This is a genomic window from Streptomyces sp. NPDC030814 (genome assembly GCF_055572155.1).
In genome coordinates this window covers 1-16,123 of sequence record NZ_JBVIDX010000010.1, presented here as the reverse complement: position 1 = coordinate 16,123, position 16,123 = coordinate 1, and the positions used below count along the sequence as shown (strand labels likewise).

At 70.4% G+C, this 16,123-nt stretch carries 11 protein-coding genes and 1 tRNA gene; 10 read left to right on the top strand and 2 right to left on the bottom strand.

Annotated elements, in window-relative coordinates; all coding sequences use genetic code 11:
• Positions 1–1,049 precede the first annotated feature (1,049 nt).
• The 5 genes from ACZ43N_RS21625 to ACZ43N_RS21605 all read left to right on the top strand — a co-directional run bounded on the left by ACZ43N_RS21625 (position 1,050) and on the right by ACZ43N_RS21605 (position 7,744).
• The gene (locus tag ACZ43N_RS21625; RefSeq protein ID WP_468099517.1) at positions 1,050–2,339 is read left to right on the top strand and encodes an ABC transporter substrate-binding protein; all 1,290 of its coding nucleotides are present in this window, start codon (positions 1,050–1,052) and stop codon (positions 2,337–2,339) included.
• Positions 2,339–3,337, top strand: a complete 999-nt coding sequence (locus ACZ43N_RS21620; RefSeq protein WP_468099515.1) for a carbohydrate ABC transporter permease — start codon at positions 2,339–2,341, stop codon at positions 3,335–3,337. The genes ACZ43N_RS21625 and ACZ43N_RS21620 overlap by 1 nt, the downstream gene beginning before the upstream one ends.
• Positions 3,337–4,275, top strand: a complete 939-nt coding sequence (locus ACZ43N_RS21615) for a carbohydrate ABC transporter permease (RefSeq protein WP_468099513.1) — start codon at positions 3,337–3,339, stop codon at positions 4,273–4,275. The genes ACZ43N_RS21620 and ACZ43N_RS21615 overlap by 1 nt, the downstream gene beginning before the upstream one ends.
• Before the next feature lie 12 nt (positions 4,276–4,287).
• Complete coding sequence (locus ACZ43N_RS21610) at positions 4,288–4,890, top strand: hypothetical protein (protein WP_468099512.1); 603 nt, start codon at positions 4,288–4,290, stop codon at positions 4,888–4,890.
• A 106-nt stretch (positions 4,891–4,996) separates the two neighbouring features.
• Positions 4,997–7,744: an exo-rhamnogalacturonan lyase family protein gene (locus tag ACZ43N_RS21605; RefSeq protein WP_468099511.1), complete on the top strand. Its 2,748-nt coding sequence runs from the start codon at positions 4,997–4,999 to the stop codon at positions 7,742–7,744.
• Positions 7,745–7,864: 120 nt separating this feature from the next.
• Here the strand turns inward: ACZ43N_RS21605 and ACZ43N_RS21600 are convergent, their stop codons facing one another.
• Positions 7,865–10,360, bottom strand: a complete 2,496-nt coding sequence (locus ACZ43N_RS21600) for an SCO7613 C-terminal domain-containing membrane protein (RefSeq protein ID WP_468099509.1) — start codon at positions 10,358–10,360, stop codon at positions 7,865–7,867.
• Between the two features lie 103 nt (positions 10,361–10,463).
• On the opposite strand from ACZ43N_RS21600, the gene ACZ43N_RS21595 reads away from it, so the two are divergent.
• Positions 10,464–10,922 carry an SRPBCC family protein gene (locus ACZ43N_RS21595; RefSeq protein ID WP_468099942.1) on the top strand — a complete coding sequence of 153 codons (459 nt, stop codon included), beginning with the start codon at positions 10,464–10,466 and terminating at the stop codon, positions 10,920–10,922.
• 39 nt (positions 10,923–10,961) lie between these two features.
• A tRNA-Val gene (locus tag ACZ43N_RS21590) sits at positions 10,962–11,033 on the top strand.
• 87 nt (positions 11,034–11,120) lie between these two features.
• On the opposite strand, the gene ACZ43N_RS21585 is transcribed toward ACZ43N_RS21590, so the two are convergent.
• A complete protein-coding gene (locus tag ACZ43N_RS21585; RefSeq protein ID WP_468099508.1) occupies positions 11,121–11,846 on the bottom strand; it encodes an exonuclease domain-containing protein in 726 nt (241 codons plus the stop codon).
• A gap of 167 nt (positions 11,847–12,013) precedes the next feature.
• Here ACZ43N_RS21585 and ACZ43N_RS21580 point away from each other — a divergent pair, with 167 nt between their 5' ends.
• The 3 genes from ACZ43N_RS21580 to thrS all read left to right on the top strand — a co-directional run bounded on the left by ACZ43N_RS21580 (position 12,014) and on the right by thrS (position 15,977).
• A complete protein-coding gene (locus ACZ43N_RS21580) occupies positions 12,014–12,580 on the top strand; it encodes a DUF4365 domain-containing protein (RefSeq protein WP_468099507.1) in 567 nt (188 codons plus the stop codon).
• On the top strand, positions 12,577–13,803 hold the full coding sequence (locus ACZ43N_RS21575) for a hypothetical protein (protein ID WP_468099505.1): 1,227 nt from the start codon (positions 12,577–12,579) through the stop codon (positions 13,801–13,803). Before ACZ43N_RS21580 ends, ACZ43N_RS21575 begins: the two co-directional genes overlap by 4 nt.
• A gap of 197 nt (positions 13,804–14,000) precedes the next feature.
• Positions 14,001–15,977 carry a threonine--tRNA ligase gene (gene thrS, locus ACZ43N_RS21570; protein WP_468099503.1) on the top strand — a complete coding sequence of 659 codons (1,977 nt, stop codon included), beginning with the start codon at positions 14,001–14,003 and terminating at the stop codon, positions 15,975–15,977.
• Positions 15,978–16,123 lie beyond the last annotated feature (146 nt).

Sequence of the window (16,123 nt, the reverse complement as noted above, 5' to 3'; positions counted from 1 at the left end):
ACGACTCGGTCCACGGTTTCCGTGGACCGAGTCGTTTCGCGTGTGCAGGCAGCGTGTGGCGGCTCGGGCGGTGGCGGGCGGCAGGCGCCTTCCTCGCGGGGTTCGAGAGTTTCGCCGTGCCCAGGGCCCAGACCCCCTCTCGGGTACCGAGCATCGCGTCGCCGAAGGGGTAGAGGCGAATCCCGGACATGGCCGCCGATCGACATGCGTCAGCGGCCGGTGCCCGGGGTTGCGTCGCCCGCCCGTGCCGACGCCCAGGGCGTCGGCACGGAGGCCGGATCCGGTCGCCGAGCATCTTCTCGGCGGCCCGGCCCGCGGATGCACTCGCGCCCTGCCGCAGTCCCGCGGATGCACTCGCGCCCTGCCGCAGTCCCGCGGATGCACTCGCGCCCTGCCGCAGTCCCGCCGGTGCGCTCACGCCCTGCCCGGTGCCTTCCGCTTCCGAGGTCGGTAAAGCAACTGTTCAGGGCCGGAAAGGCAGTCGGTATCCGGGCGACGCCCCCGTCCCCGACGCACCCTGTGAAGGTCCACCCGCGCGTCCGGCCTGGTCCGTCATCCCCATCCGCCCCGCCCGTCGGCCCGGCGCCCCGCGCTCTCCGGCCGAAGCCCCTCACCCCGTCCGCCCGAGCCTTCTCCCCGTCCGAGTCACCTCCCGCTCGCCGGTAATTGGCCAGTTCCAGCCCCTGGAAGCCCCTCGCCCCTCGTCGTCGACGCTCACCGCCTCCTCACCCTCTGTCAGATAGCGAAGTCGGCGGCGTCGATCCGCTCGGCCCGGTGTCACAGCCCCGTGGCTCCTTTCGGCCTCGCTGGGACTCAGGCCGACTGCCCGTCTCACGTTCGATTGGTCGGTCACAACTCGCCCACCTGCAGGTTTGATTGACGATCGGTCACCGGGGCCGGCCTGTGACCCCCGCTCGGTGGGCCCTCGGCTTTCCATCAATTCCTGTCCGAATCATTGACGTCTCCTGAGGGGCTCCGTACCTTGTGCCAGCAAGCGCTTACTTGAAACGATTCATGAGGCGGACGCAACGTCGCGGGGAGGCCCAACCATGCACCAGGACAAGAATGTTGAGAGGCGGACTGTCCTCAAGGCGGCCGGAGCCTCACTGGCCGTCGCGGGGCTCGGGGCGACAGCCACGGCCTGCGGCGGCGACAGCGGGTCGGGGGATGGGACGGTGACGATCCGTTACGCCTGGTGGGGTGCCGAGGACCGGGCGGAGCGCATCAAGAAGACCATCGCCCTTTTCGAGAAGAAGTACCCGAAGATCAAGGTGAAGACCGACTTCCAGGTGTACCCCGACTTCTGGAAGAAGTTCAACACCCAGGCCTCCGGTGGAAATCCGCCGGACGTCTTCCAGAATGCCATCGGCTTTCTGCGGAAATACGATGCGAAGAATGTGTTGCTCGATCTCAACGCACAGGTCGAGGCGGGCAACCTCTCCCTGGACGGCTTCAGGGCGGGTCTGGAGAAGTTCGGCGAGGTCGACGGGAAGCTGCTCGGGATCCCGGTCGGTTCCAACTCGATGGCCCTGGTGATCGACAAGCCCGTCTACACCAAGTCCGGTGTGAGGCCGCAGCAGGGCTGGACCTGGGACGACTTCGACGCGGCGATGAAGAAGATCCGTGACAAGGCGGGACGGGCCGGCGACAGCGGCATGTACGGCGTCATGTACCTCTACGACCTCTACCTGCGCCAGAACGGCAAGGCGTTCTTCACCGAGGACGGTCTCGGCTTCACCGAGGCGGACCTGAAGCAGTGGTGGACGAAGGCGGAGAAGGGCGTCAAGGAAGGCATCTACGCCGATCCCAAGAAGGTCGCCCAGACCAAGCCCAAGTCGGCGGTCGCCGCGGAACTCGCCGCCGGTGAGTTCACCTGGGACAACTTCACGGTCCGTTACACCTCCGAGGGCAAGAGCGAGTACGGTCTGGCCCCCATCCCGACCACCGACGGCAAGAAGACCGGCCAGTACCTCGGCTCCCTCATGCTCAGCGCCTCCAAGCGCACCCAGCACCCCAAGGAAGTCGCGCAGTTCATCAACTTCATGGTGCACGAGCCCGAGGTCGCCAAGATCATGGGCTACGACCGCGGTGTGCCCGCGACGCAGGCCCAGTACGACGCGTTCAAGCCGACCGACCCGGTGAACAAGGCCATCGCGGAGTACGAGGAGTCCCTCGTCACGGCGGGCGTCCTGGAACCCATCACCCCGCATCCGAACGGCGCGGACATCTGTGAGGCCGGCTTCATGCGCATCGCCGAGGAGCTCGCCCTCGGCAAGCGGTCGGTCGACGACGCCGTCAAGCAGTTCTTCACCGAGTCGAAGACGGCTCTCGGCAGCTGATGGGAACCGCCGTGACACACGCCCCTGCGATGGAGGGCCTGACCAAGGACTCCGAGCCGCGGCACCGTCCGGCCAAGTCTCCGCGCCCCGCCGCCCTCAAGCGGCGGGGCCGCCGGGAGACCTTGGCCGGCTATCTCTTCATGTCCCCGTGGATCGCCGGGTTCCTCCTGCTGACAGCGGGCCCGATGGCCGCCTCGCTCTACTTCGCCTTCACCGACTACAACCTGTTCGACGCGCCCAAGTGGATCGGCCTCGACAACTTCTCCGAGATGTTCGCCGATCCGCGCTGGCAGAACTCGGTGCGGGTGACGCTCTGGTACGTCGTCGTCGGTACGCCGATCAAACTGATCGCCGCCCTCGGTGTGGCGCTGCTGCTGGCCCAGAAGCGCCGCGGACAGGCCTTCTACCGTGCCGCTTTCTATGCGCCGTCGCTGATCGGGGCGAGCGTCTCCATCGCGATCGTGTGGAAGGCGATCTTCTCGGACGACGCCATCGTCGACCGTACGCAGAAGCTCTTCGGGATCGACGTCGGGGGCTGGACCGGTGACCCGGACCTGATCATCTACAGCCTGGTGGCGCTCACGGTCTGGCAGTTCGGCGCCCCCATGGTGATCTTCCTGGCCGGTCTCAAACAGGTCCCCCGCGAGCTCTACGAGGCGGCCGAGGTCGACGGAGCGGGTACGTTCCGGCGGTTCTGGAACATCACCCTGCCGATGATCTCCCCGGTCCTGTTCTTCAACGTCCTGCTGGAGACGATCCACTCCTTCCAGATCTTCAGCTCGGCGTACATCGTCGGCGGCGGCGCCGGCGGCAACGCCTGCGGTCCGGCCGACGGTTCGATGGTCTACACCTGTTATCTGTACGTCCAGGGCTTCGAGAACAGCCGGATGGGCCTGGCCTCCGCCATGGCCTGGGTGCTGCTGGTCGCGGTCGCCCTGGTGACGGCGGTGCTGTTCTGGTCCCAGAAGCGCTGGGTGCACTACGAGGAGGGTGCCTGATGAGCTCCCCCAATCTCTCGACTTCGCTCGATCAGGGGGCACCCCCATCGGCCACCGAGATCACTCCGGCCCCGGCCCCGTCCGCGAAGGAGGGTGCCCTCCGGCGCAAGCTGCCAGGCTCCCTCGCCTGGCACATCGGGTCCCTGCTGATCCTCGCGGTGATCCTCTATCCGGTGATCTGGGTCGTGGGGGGCTCGTTCAAGAACAGTGACGACATCGTCGGCAGCCTGGACCTGTTTCCGAGCGATCCGATCGTCTCCAACTACACACGGCTCTCGGACGGCATCGCCGACATCCCGATCTCCACGTTCTTCCTCAACTCGCTCACGCTCGCCGTGGGGTCGGTGGTCGGGATCCTGGTGTCCTGCTCACTGACGGCGTACGCCTTCTCGAAGATCAAGTTCGCGGGCCGGAACCTGCTGTTCACGCTGATGATCGGCACGCTTCTGTTGCCTTACCACGTGCTGCTGATCCCGCAGTACGTGCTGTTCCGCAACATGGACATGATCAACACCAACACTCCGCTGCTGCTGCCCAAGTACCTGGCGACGGAGGCGTTCTTCGTCTTCCTGATGGTGCAGTTCATGCGGAACCTGCCCAAGGAACTCGACGAGGCGGCCCGTCTCGACGGCTGCGGGCACTTCCGGATCTACTGGTCGATCGTGCTGCCGCTGTCCCGGCCCGCGCTCATCACCAGTGCGATCTTCACGTTCATCAACGCCTGGAACGACTTCATGGGCCCGCTGATCTATCTGAACGACCCCGAGAACTACACGGTCTCGCTCGGTCTGAAGATGTTCGTGGACCAGGACGCCGTGGCCAACTACGGCGGCATGATCGCGATGTCGCTGGTGGCCCTGTTGCCGGTGCTCGCCTTCTTCCTCGCCTTCCAGCGCTATCTGATCGACGGCATGGCCACGTCCGGCCTGAAGGGCTGAGGTGAACCGATCATGGCCCAGGCCCGGGCGAAGGCCGTCGCACCCCGTGGGGAGTCCCCGCTCGCCGAGCGGTTCGCGCTGTTCGCCGAGTGTCTGCTGACCGGGGTGTGGATCGCTGTGGCCTCGCTGCCGCTGGTGACGTACCCCGCCGCGTTCGCCGCAGGTTCCCGGCACCTCCGTCGCCGTACCGCCCACATGGGCGGCGGTCTGCGCGAGTTCGTGGCCGATGTCCGGACGGCGGTGCGCGGCGGCTGGCTCGTCGGGCTCGCCGGCTGGGTGGCGCTCGCGGCGGTGTGGGTCGACGTCCAGGCCGTCCGCGCCGGGATTCCGGGCGGACCGCTGGTCGGTGCCGTCGGCATCCTCGCGCTGATCGGCGCCGCCGTGTCGATCCTGCGCGCGGCGGCGCTCTGGGGGCCCGGTGCCGCCTGGCGCACCCTCCTCGCCGCCGCCGGGCGCCGGACGCTGCTCGACCCCGCCGGGTCCTTCCTCCTCGTCGGCGGACTGGCCGTGGTCGCCTGCTCCGCCTGGATCGTCGCCCCGCTGGCGGTCCCGGTCCTCGGGGCCGTCGCCGCGGCGGCCGTCGCCGTGGAGGAGCGGTACCGGCGCCGCCACTGAACGAAGGCGGTGCCTCGCACAAGGTCGGCGCCCGGGGCGCCGCACCTTCCTCTGCCATGCCCATGAGCATCCGCAGGCACGACTTCCCGTACGGAAAGGAAAGGCCATGTCCCCCATCGACCGCAGGTCCCTGCTCAAGGCGGCCGCCGTCGCCGGAGCCGCCACACAGCTCAGTTGGGCGCTAGGGAGTACGGCCGCCCAGGCGGCACCGAGAGCCGAGGCCGCGGAGGCGGACCCGGTCACCCTGGACTGGCTGGAGGAAGGCGGCCTCGGTGCCGCGCCCGGCTCCACCTTGGGTGTGCCCTGGCCGAAGGGCGTGTACCAGAAGGAACAGTCGTTCGCCTTGAAGGACGAGGACGGCAAGGAGATCCCCGTCCAGTCCTGGCCCATCGGCTACTGGCCGGACGGCTCCCTGAAGTGGACCGCCCACGCGGTCGGCGCGGGCGCCGGCTCCGGCAGGCTCACCCTCACCGCGGGCACCCCCGCCGCGCCCGCGAAGAAGGTCACCGTCGACAAGCGCGGTGGCACCATCGACGTGTCGACCGGCGTCATCACCGCCAGGATCGGCAAGAGCGGTTCCACCCTCGTCAAGTCGGTGCTGCGCGGCTCCACCGAGGTCGCCCGGACCGGTCGCCTCGTCCTGCTGCGCCAGCCCGAGATCGAGGACGGCGACCAGGGCACGGTCAAGTACGAGCGCTTCGAGAGCGTCATCGACCAGGTCGAGGTCGAGCAGGAGGGCCCCGTCCGCGCCGTGGTCCGCATCGACGGCAAGCACCGCAAGGGCAGCCGCAGCTGGCTCCCCTTCTCGATCCGGCTCTACTTCTACGCGGGCGCCGAATCGTTCCGCATGATCCACACCATCACCTTCGACGGCACCCAGGAGCCCGGAAAGGCGAGCGGCGACTTCATCCGCGGCATCGGTGTCCGCTTCAAGGTCCCGATGCGCGACGCCGCGTACGACCGGCACATCCGTATCGGCGGCGAGGGTACCGGTCTGCTCCGCGAGGCGGTCAAGGGCATCACCGGGCTGCGCCGCGACCCGGGCTCGGCCGTGCGCACCGCCCAGTTCGAGGGCAAGAAGCTGCCGGACCCGTCGACGTGGGACCAGCGGGTCACCACCCGTCTGCAGTACATCCCCGAATGGGGCGACTACACCCTCTCACAGCTCTCCGCCGACGGCTTCTCGGTCCGCAAGCGGACGAAGAAGGGCCACGGCTGGATCCCGGCGGGCGGCGGCCGGCGGGCCAGCGGCTTCGGTTACGTGGGCGGCACGAGCGGCGGATTCGCCTTCGGCCTCAGGGACTTCTGGGAGAAGTTCCCCGCGCAGCTCGACATCCGGGACGCCCACACCGACGAGGCCGAGGTCACCCTGTGGCTCTGGTCGCCCGAGGCACAGCCCATGGACCTGCGCTTCTACCACGACGGCATGGGCCAGGACACCTACCCGGAGCAGCTCGAAGGTCTCAACATCACCTACGAGGACTACGAGCCCGGCTTCGGCACCCCCTACGGCATCGCCCGCACCAGCGAACTCCTCTTCTGGGCGCATGAGTCGACGCCCGCAGCCGAGGACATGGCCAGGCAGGTCGAGGCCGTCCGCACACCCCCGCAGCTGGCCGCGCCGCCCCAGCAGCTCATCAAGGCCGGTGTCTTCGGAAAGCTGTTCTCCCGGCCGGACCGCTCGACCGCCGCCAAGGCGAAGATCGAGGACCACCTCGACTTCCTCTTCACCTATTACAAGGACCAGGTGGAGATGCGCCGTTGGTACGGCTTCTGGGACTACGGCGACATCATGCACAGCTACGACCCGAGCCGCCACCAGTGGTGCTACGACGTCGGCGGCTACGCCTGGGACAACTCCGAGCTCTCGCCGGACCTGTGGCTCTGGTTCGCGTACATGCGCTCGGGCCGCGCCGACGTCTTCCGCTTCGCGGAGGCCATGACCCGCCATACCGGCGAGGTCGACGTCTACCACCTCGGCAAGTGGGCCGGCCTCGGCACCCGCCACGGCGTCCAGCACTACGCGGACAGCGCCAAGCAGCAGCGCATCGCCAACACCACCTACCGCCGCTACTACTACTTCCTCACCGCCGACGAACGCGTCGGCGACCTCATGCACGCCAACGTCGACTCGGACGAGACGTTCCTCGTCCTCGACCCCATCCGCAAGATCCGCACCGAGCCGTACACACCCGACCGCAACGCCCTGTCGATCGGCTTCGGCACGGACTGGTCGGGCCTGGTCTCCGCGTGGCTCACCGAGTGGGAGCGGCGCGGCCCGAAGTGGGAGAAGGCCAAGGCGCGCGTCCTGTCGACCATGGAGACCATCGCCGCCCAGCCCAACGGGTTCGTCCAGGGCAACGGGCTGTACGACCTGGACACCGGCCAGTTCGCCGTCGCGGACAAGTCCGTCGTCAGCGTCTCGCACCTGTCGGCGATGTTCGGCCTGGTCGAGATGTGCGCGGAACTCATCGACCAGATCGACATGCCCAAGTTCAAGGAGGCATGGCTGGACTACTGCCGCTACTTCAACGCCACGAAGGCCGAGCAGGCCGCCCGGTACGGCTCCAACTTCGGAAACCTGCTGCTGTTCCAGGGACACTCACGGCAGGACGCCTACGCCGCCGTGCAGTTGAAGGACGACAAGCTCGCGGCCCGTGCGTGGCGGCAGTTCTACAACAGCGCCGACACCTGGGACTACAAGGAGTCGACCGACTGGACCACCAAGAAGGTGGAGGGGCCGACCGGGCTCGTCCCCGGCAGCGAGGCCGCGTGGGTGTCCACCAACGCGACGGCGCTGTACGGCCTGGCGGCCATTCAGAACCTGGCGCTGGTGGGCGCCAAGATGCCGTGACGCTCCACTGACGAGGACCGGGGGCGCCTCGGGGTGGGGAACCGCGGGCCCGTTGTGGCCGGGCGCGCAGTTCCCCGCGCCCTCAGGCGGACACTCCCCCCTGGGGAGACCCCGGGATCGTCAGGTCATCTTCCCGAGGACGTCGCGCACGCGTCGTGCGTCGCGCAGACGCTGCTCGTACGTGGCGCCCGCGGCCAGCAGTACCAGGCCGGCCAGGGCGGGAGGCGCCCAGCGGGGGAGGGCGTCGACCACCTGGGCGATGTACGGGGCGAGTTCGTGCAGGGTCACCAGCGTGAGGGTGGCGCCGCCCAGCAGGAGCGGGGCCCGGAGGCGGTGGCGGGCGCCGACGAAGGTGAGGGCCAGCGCCGCCGTGCCGAGGAGCAGGGGGCGCGGCCAGTGCGCGTCGCCCCAGGCCGCCACGAGGCTCGGCAGGAGCGTGGCGGCGAGGCCGGGGCCGTACGCCGTCCAGGACGAGGCCCCCGGATCGCGACGACGCCGGAGGAGGCCGACGGCCAGCGCCGGGACGGTCACCGGGAGCGTGTACGCCTCCGGGGACCCGACCTCCCAGGCCGCAAGCCGCACCCAACTGGCCAGCACCAGGAGCGCGGCGGCCGCATAGCCGACCGTGCGTCGGTCCGGGCGTACGGCGGTGCCCGCCGCGATGACCCCGCAGAGCGCGAGGGTCAGGGCCAGCATGGGCGCGTCGGTGACGGAGAGGGCGACGGCCAGGAGGCCCGCCGCGGCGCCGGTCGCCTCGACCGGGATGGTCATGGGGGAGGCGCCGAGGCGCGCCGCGAGCAGGGCGGCGATGGCCGGCACCGCCAGGACCAGCAGGGCCGCGTGCTGCGGCTCCCAGCCGGCGGACGCGCCGACCGCGCAGGTCAGCGCGGTGCCGTGGACGAGCGCGGCGGGCGCGGTGAGCGGACCGAGGTCCGTGCGCCAGGAGGCCAGGGCGAACAGGACGGCCGAGGCGGCCAGCACGGTCAGGGTCGCGGACTCGGTGGCGAGCGCCGTCAGCGCGAGGTTCACCGAAGTGACCAGGGCCAGCAGCGTGGCCGTGAGCGGGAGGGGAGCCTGGAGGCCGTTGCCGGCCGTCGGCCGTACGCGGGCCACCACCAGCGCGGCCACCGCCACGGCTCCCTGGGTCACCAGCCCCGCCGGGTGAGGGAGTTCCAGCACAGCCGGGAACACCAGGGCAGTCGCCCACCCGAGGACGAGCGCGCCGGCCAGGGCGGGGGTCCGCCAGGGGGTCGTACGTCCGGCCAGGGCCAGCACCCCGGCGATCACGGCCAGGACGAGGGGGACCGTCGCCGTGAGCGGCGGCCACGGCGCGCCCACCGTCACCGCGGCACGGGCGTCGGCGGGCGCGCCGGACCAGATCCGCTCGACCCAGCCGACCGGGCCCAGCAGGGTGACGGCGACCGCAGGGAGCGTGGTGACCACGGCGAGGGCCTGAACCGTCGCGGAGGACAGGACGAGACCCCGCCGTACCGGATCGGGCACACGGGTCCGGACGACCGCCAGCAGGGCGACACCGCACAGCAGATAGCCGGGGACCGTCCACACGTCCGGCAGCGCGGCCCGCAGGACCCCGCCGAGCGCCGCGACCGTCAGCAGGCCGCCGGTCAGGGCGGTGCCGAGGGCCAGGCCCGGCTTCGGGACGAGCCGGGCGGCGGTCAGGGCGACAGCGGCGGCGAGGGCGAGGAGCGCCGCCGCCCGTGCGGCGGCGCTCGGACCCGAGGCGGCCCACGAGAGCCACCCGGCTGCCAGAACACCCCAGGCGCCCCAGCCGAACGCGCCCACCAGGGCGACGATCCGGACCGGCGTGACTCGCACCTTGAGCGCGACCGCGCTGTCGGCGGCGGCCGTCACCAGCACCGCGGCCGTGACCGTCTCCACACCCGCGCCCAGCGCCAGCACCCACAGCAGCAGGGGGAGTTGTGCGGCGACCAGGGCAAGGGGGAACGGCAGGCGCAGGGCGCTGCGCAAGAGTCTCGGACCCGCGCCCGCCGGGTCGCGGCCCTCCTCGTCACCCGCGGGCGAACGGTGCGGCGAGCCGTCGCCGGCCGACGGGGCCGAGGGAACGGCCGCGCCCACGGCCATGCCGTACGCCGCCCATGTCGCCGCCAGCACCGCCGAGGCGGCCGCCGCGAACCCCGTGCCGTCGGTCCCCGTGAGGACGACCTCGTGCAGGGCGTAGGCGTCGAGCACGGTCAGGGCCAGGCCGAGGCCGGTCACCGCCTCGGCGGTCGAGCGCAGCCCCCGCCGCAGCAGCGCCACGGGCGTGGCGAGGGCGGCGAGGGTCACTCCGCCGAGGACCAGCGATCGGCCGGCGATCCCCATGTGCCCCCAGCTGACCAGGGTGAACGCGATGGCCGCGACGGTCAGCAGGACACCGCCGAGGAGCAGCAGCACATTCTGGACACCGGGCGCCGACGCCTCGGGACCCCGGGCCGACGGTCGCGCGGAGGGGTGGGGCGGCACAGGAGCCTGGGCGTACAGCGCGTTGACCAGCCAGGCGCGGCGCGTCAGCAGGAAGGCGCGGCGGGCGTCGAGCTGCCGCAACTCGGTGTCGAGGAGGCGCAACTCCTCGGCCGGGGACGAAAAATGCGTCATGGGTCGGAGTGTGGTCCGGGTCACGCCGCACGGCATGAGCGTACGTACTCAGGGCGGTACTCAGGTCCAGCCACCTTGGCCCCCGTACGGGCACAATCCGAGCATGGACTGGTGCCACTACCGATTCCACAGCCTCTGGGTCCTGTCCGCGCCGCCCACCGCCGTGTACGACGTGCTCCAACGGGTCGAGGACTATCCGCGCTGGTGGCGTCAGGTGCGCGAGGTGATCCCGGTCGACGACACCGGCGGCACGCTCCGGATCCGCTCGGTCCTGCCGTACGACCTCGTCCTCACGGCGCGCGAGGTACGGCGCGACCCGGATGCCGGGATCCTGGAGATCGGGATGAGCGGGGATCTCGAGGGCTGGGCCCGCTGGACGCTCACCGCCGACGGGACGGGCACCCTTGCTCGCTACGACCAGGAGGTCGACGTCGCCAAGCCCCTGATGCGACGGCTCGCCGTGCCGGGCCGGCCCCTGTTCCGCGCCAACCACGCGCTGATGATGCGGGCGGGACGCCGGGGACTCGTCGCGCACCTCGCGGCCCGCGGACAAGCGGTTTGAACCAGAGCCGTCGGGACCTGTATTGTTCAGTGCGTTCCCGGGCGATTAGCTCAGTGGGAGAGCGCTTCGTTCACACCGAAGAGGTCACTGGTTCGAACCCAGTATCGCCCACCCGGAAGAGAACCGGTCCGACAGAGTCGGGCCGGTTCTTCGTTTCCCCGCTCACACCGACGCGTCGTCGGCCGCTCGATCTGCCGTTCACGCCGCCGCGGCCAGTCCCGGGCGCAGGGGCCACGCCGGATCCACCGTCTCCTCCGTGCCGCTGCGCGCGAACCACGCCTGAAGGCCGCGTGCCTGCGCCGCGTGCCACACCGCCTGCAGGGTGTGCAGCTCGGCGGGGGAGAGGCGGTCCAGCCTGGTGGCGAAACGCCGCCCCACGGCCCGTACGACGTCCATCGCCGCCTGCGCGTCGGCCGCCGCGTCATGCGCGCCGTCCAGCACGACCTCGTAGTGCGCGCAGAGATCGGTCAGGGTGCGGCGGCCCTTGCGGTAGCGGTCCAGGTGCTTGTCCAGGACCCGAGGGTCGAGCACGCGCAACGGTGTCGTCTCGAACCACCGGTCGAGCGACGAGGCGCGGTGACGCCGCAACTCCCTGTCCAGCAGCGTCAGATCGAATGGCGCGTTCATCACCACCAGCGGGCGACCGCGCGTCGCCTGCTCGGCCAGCGCCCTGGCTATCTCCTCCATCACGGGAGACGGCCAGCGCCCCTCGCGCTGCAACCGCTCGTCCGTCAGCCCGTGCACCGCCGTCGCCCCGGCCGGCACCGGCACACCCGGGTTCACCAGCCACCGGGTCACCCGGGGGCGGGTGCCCGGAGCGTCCTGGACGACGACGGCGGCCGACACGATCCGGTCGGTCTCGACGTCCACGCCCGTGGTCTCCGTGTCGAAGGCCGCCAAGGGCCCCTCGTACCAACACGTCATGCGTATTCAACTCCTCCGTCACCCAGCGCAGCTGACGCCCCGTCTTCTGCCCGTTTGTTGATACCCGGGCTGTTTGCGCCGTACGCCGGGAGGAGACAACAGAAGTACGGGTCTGCGCAGTTCAGGGGCTCGGCACGGGAAGGACCTGTAGGGGAAGGCTGTTGGTCATGGCCATAGCGCAGCCCGAGCGGGGCGGGCTGCTGCCCGAGCACGCGGAGTCACACCGCGGCTCCCTCGCCACCACCGCCTGCATGGAGACACTGCAGGTGGGCTATCTGCACGCGGTCGCCGCCGCGGCCGGCTGCTCGCTGTCCCAGCCCTTTCCGGACAACGGCATCGACTGGCACGTCAGCCACGGCTCACCCGGCCACACGGTCGACGACGAGGTCACCATCAAGGTGCAGCTCAAGGCCACCTACCAGGTCGCACCCAACCCGGCCGGCCGCACCTTCTCCTTCACGCTCGACAACGACCACCTGGCGAAGCTCGCCCGCACACCCGTCTCGGTGCACAAGATCCTCGTCGTGATGATCGTCCCGAGATCGAGGGACCAGTGGCTGCGCGCCGGGCACGACCGGCTCGACCTGCGGCACTGCTGCTACTGGGTCAACCTCGCCGGACACCCCGTCACCGGCCGGCACCGCACGACCGTGCGCATACCGACCTCGCGCATCTTCGACGACCGAGCGCTCTGCGAGATCATGACGCGGGTCGGAACGGGAGGCAGACCGTGACCCACGGCCCCATCGACCAGCCCCTGCGCCCGCTAGGGCCCCACCCCGTCGAACCCGTGTGGACCCAGCCGCCCGACCCCGCCCGGGTCGACCCCGCCGTGCTCGGCGCCCTGCTGCTCCGGCACGGCTGGCAGCGGCGCGGTGGAGCCGCCGGACGGTACGGCCGCTGGACCCCACCGGGCCCGGGCGGCAGGGGCATGAGCCTGCTCGTCCCCGAGAACCGGGCCTTCCCCGACAGCGACGACCTGCTGGGCGAGGCGCTGACGGCCCTCTTCCGCAGCGGATCGCCGGCCGCGCGTGACGTCCTGATCGGCCTCGCCGTGCCCAGCGACGAGATCCGCTGGTGGCGTGACGTGCCGACCGGGCCCGTGGGTACGTCCTCCTGGGTCGTCGAGGACCAACTCCGTTCCGCCGCACGCCAGATGCTCCTCGCGGCGGCGCTCGCCACACGCGCGCGCGCCGGCTACCACGGGGCCCGTCACCGCCTGCCTGCCGCCGCCCTGCTCGACGGGGTTCTCGTCGGCGCCGCGCCCGGTGGCCGCAGCCTCACCGCCTTCGTCCCCGTGGCCACCGGCCGCCCCCTCGCCGTACGCCTCCAGCAGGCCCTGTACGCCGCCCGCGAGGCCATCGACTACCAGCGCGCCACCGGCGGCATGGACGCCTTCGACGGCGCCGTGGAGGCCGGGGTGAGCCACGAGCTGACCGAGGCCCTCGTCGCCCTCGTCCGCGGCACCGAGGGAGCCCGTGTCGCCGTCGAGTGGGCGCCCGCCGCCGGGGTCCCCGAGGGTGGCTCGACCCCGCCCGAACCCGTCGAGTTCTCGCCGGGCGATCTGCCGGTGCTGCGCGAGGCCGGGGCCCGATACCTGCGGGCGGAACCCTCGATCCCGGTGTGCCTCACCGGGGCCGTGGTGCGGATGCGCCGGTCGGCCGCGCGCGGTGAGGGAACCGTACGGCTGCGCGTCCTCGCCGGAGCCGAGGTCCCGCACGTCCGCATGACCCTCGACGAGGAGGCGTACCGGATCGCGGGGCACGCCCATCTCGTCGGGCTGCCGGTACAGGTCCAGGGACGGTTGGAGAGCAGGGGCGGCTTCCGGCGGCTCACCGACGCGGGCGGGGTCGCACCCGTGGAGGTCGACGAGGCGGAGCGGGACCGCCTGATGAAGTCCCTCCAGGAGACGGCGGAGATCACGGCGTTCTTCGAGGAGGCGTGCGGAGGCGAGTGAGAGTACTCACGGGCGGGTGACCGGGAAGAGCCCCGCGACGGGCGGGCGGCGGGCGCGTGGGGGTTTTCGGCGTCCCTCGCCGGCCCGCGGTGACCGGCGACGGCATAACCGTTTCGCAGAGGGCACCCCCGGCTCGGTACGATTCCTGTCTGCGTACGCGGACGCGTGCGCGCTCACCCATCAGGCAGGAGAGACCGGTGTCAGACGTCCGTGTGATCATCCAACGCGATTCCGAGCGGGAAGAGCGCGTGGTGACGACGGGCACTACGGCCGCCGACCTCTTCGCCGGCGAGCGCGCCATCATCGCGGCCCGCGTGGCCGGCGAGCTCAAGGACCTCGCGTACGAGGTGAAGGACGGCGAGAGCGTCGAGGGCGTCGACATCTCCTCGGAGGACGGTCTCAACATCCTGCGCCACTCCACCGCGCACGTCATGGCCCAGGCCGTGCAGGAGCTGTTCCCGGAGGCCAAGCTGGGCATCGGGCCGCCGGTCCGGGACGGGTTCTACTACGACTTCGACGTCGAGAAGCCGTTCACGCCCGAGGATCTCAAGGCCATCGAGAAGAAGATGCAGGAGATCCAGAGGCGCGGCCAGCGCTTCTCCCGCCGTGTGGTGACCGACGAGGCCGCCCGCGAGGAACTCGCGGACGAGCCGTACAAGCTGGAGCTGATCGGCCTCAAGGGGTCGGCGTCCTCGGACGACGGCGCGGACGTCGAGGTCGGCTCCGGCGAGCTGACCATCTACGACAACCTCGACGCCAAGACCGGTGACCTGTGCTGGAAGGACCTCTGCCGCGGTCCGCACCTGCCCACCACCCGCAACATCCCGGCGTTCAAGCTGATGCGCAACGCCGCCGCGTACTGGCGCGGCAGCGAGAAGAACCCCATGCTCCAGCGCATCTACGGCACCGCCTGGCCCTCCAAGGAGGAGCTGAAGGCGCACCTCGACTTCCTCGCCGAGGCCGAGAAGCGCGACCACCGCAAGCTGGGCAACGAACTCGACCTGTTCTCCATCCCGGACGAGATCGGCTCCGGCCTCGCCGTCTTCCACCCCAAGGGCGGCATCATCCGCCGGGTCATGGAGGACTACTCGCGGCGCCGCCACGAGGAGGAGGGCTACGAGTTCGTCTACACCCCGCACGCCACGAAGGGGAAGCTCTTCGAGGTCTCGGGCCACCTGGACTGGTACGCCGACGGCATGTACCCGCCCATGCAGCTCGACGAGGGCGTGGACTACTACCTCAAGCCCATGAACTGCCCGATGCACAACCTGATCTTCGACGCGCGCGGCCGCTCGTACCGTGAACTTCCGCTGCGCCTCTTCGAGTTCGGGACCGTGTACCGCTACGAGAAGTCGGGCGTCGTGCACGGGCTGACCCGGGCCCGCGGCTTCACCCAGGACGACGCACACATCTACTGCACCCGCGAGCAGATGGCGGAGGAGCTCGACAAGACGCTCACCTTCGTCCTGAACCTGCTGCGGGACTACGGCCTCACCGACTTCTACCTGGAACTGTCCACCAAGGACCCGGAGAAGTTCGTCGGCTCCGACGAGGCGTGGGAGGAGGCCACCGAGACGCTGCGCCAGGTGGCCGAGAAGCAGGGGCTCCCGCTGGTGCCGGACCCGGGCGGCGCCGCCTTCTACGGTCCGAAGATCTCCGTGCAGGCCCGTGACGCCATCGGCCGTACCTGGCAGATGTCGACGGTTCAGCTCGACTTCAACCTGCCCGAGCGCTTCGACCTGGAGTACACCGGCCCGGACGGCTCCAAGCAGCGCCCTGTCATGATCCACCGCGCGCTGTTCGGTTCCATCGAGCGCTTCTTCGCGGTGCTCCTGGAGCACTACGCGGGGGCGTTCCCGGCGTGGCTGGCCCCTGTCCAGGCGGTCGGCATCCCGATCGGCGACGCGCATGTCGAGTATCTGCAGGACTTCGCCGCCGAGGCGAAGAAGAAGGGGCTGCGCGTCGAGGTCGATTCCTCGTCCGACCGGATGCAGAAGAAGATCAGGAACGCGCAGAAGCAGAAGGTGCCGTTCATGATCATCGTGGGTGACGAGGACATGAACGCGGGCACGGTGTCGTTCCGCTACCGGGACGGCTCGCAGGAGAACGGCATTCCTCGCGACGAGGCGCTGGCGAAGCTTGCCGACGTGGTGGAGCGCCGCGTCCAGGTGTGAGCCGCCCGCCCGCGTGAGCGCGTGAGACGGAGGCCCCCGGGGTTCCAGTTTGACGCTGTTGGTTTATTCGGGGGCTCGCGTGACGTCGGCCTTCAAGACCCGGTTGTGGTCTTGAAGGCCGACGTTGTTGTGTGGGGTGGATGTCG

Coding starts and splice junctions, on each gene's coding strand:
- ACZ43N_RS21595 (WP_468099942.1), top strand. CDS start 10,464: ATGGACTGGTGCCACTACCGATTCCACAGCCTCTGGGTCCTGTCCGCG.
- ACZ43N_RS21620 (WP_468099515.1), top strand. CDS start 2,339: ATGGGAACCGCCGTGACACACGCCCCTGCGATGGAGGGCCTGACCAAG.
- ACZ43N_RS21585 (WP_468099508.1), bottom strand. CDS start 11,846: ATGACGTGTTGGTACGAGGGGCCCTTGGCGGCCTTCGACACGGAGACC.
- ACZ43N_RS21615 (WP_468099513.1), top strand. CDS start 3,337: ATGAGCTCCCCCAATCTCTCGACTTCGCTCGATCAGGGGGCACCCCCA.
- ACZ43N_RS21625 (WP_468099517.1), top strand. CDS start 1,050: ATGCACCAGGACAAGAATGTTGAGAGGCGGACTGTCCTCAAGGCGGCC.
- ACZ43N_RS21580 (WP_468099507.1), top strand. CDS start 12,014: ATGGCCATAGCGCAGCCCGAGCGGGGCGGGCTGCTGCCCGAGCACGCG.
- ACZ43N_RS21605 (WP_468099511.1), top strand. CDS start 4,997: ATGTCCCCCATCGACCGCAGGTCCCTGCTCAAGGCGGCCGCCGTCGCC.
- ACZ43N_RS21600 (WP_468099509.1), bottom strand. CDS start 10,360: ATGACGCATTTTTCGTCCCCGGCCGAGGAGTTGCGCCTCCTCGACACC.
- ACZ43N_RS21610 (WP_468099512.1), top strand. CDS start 4,288: ATGGCCCAGGCCCGGGCGAAGGCCGTCGCACCCCGTGGGGAGTCCCCG.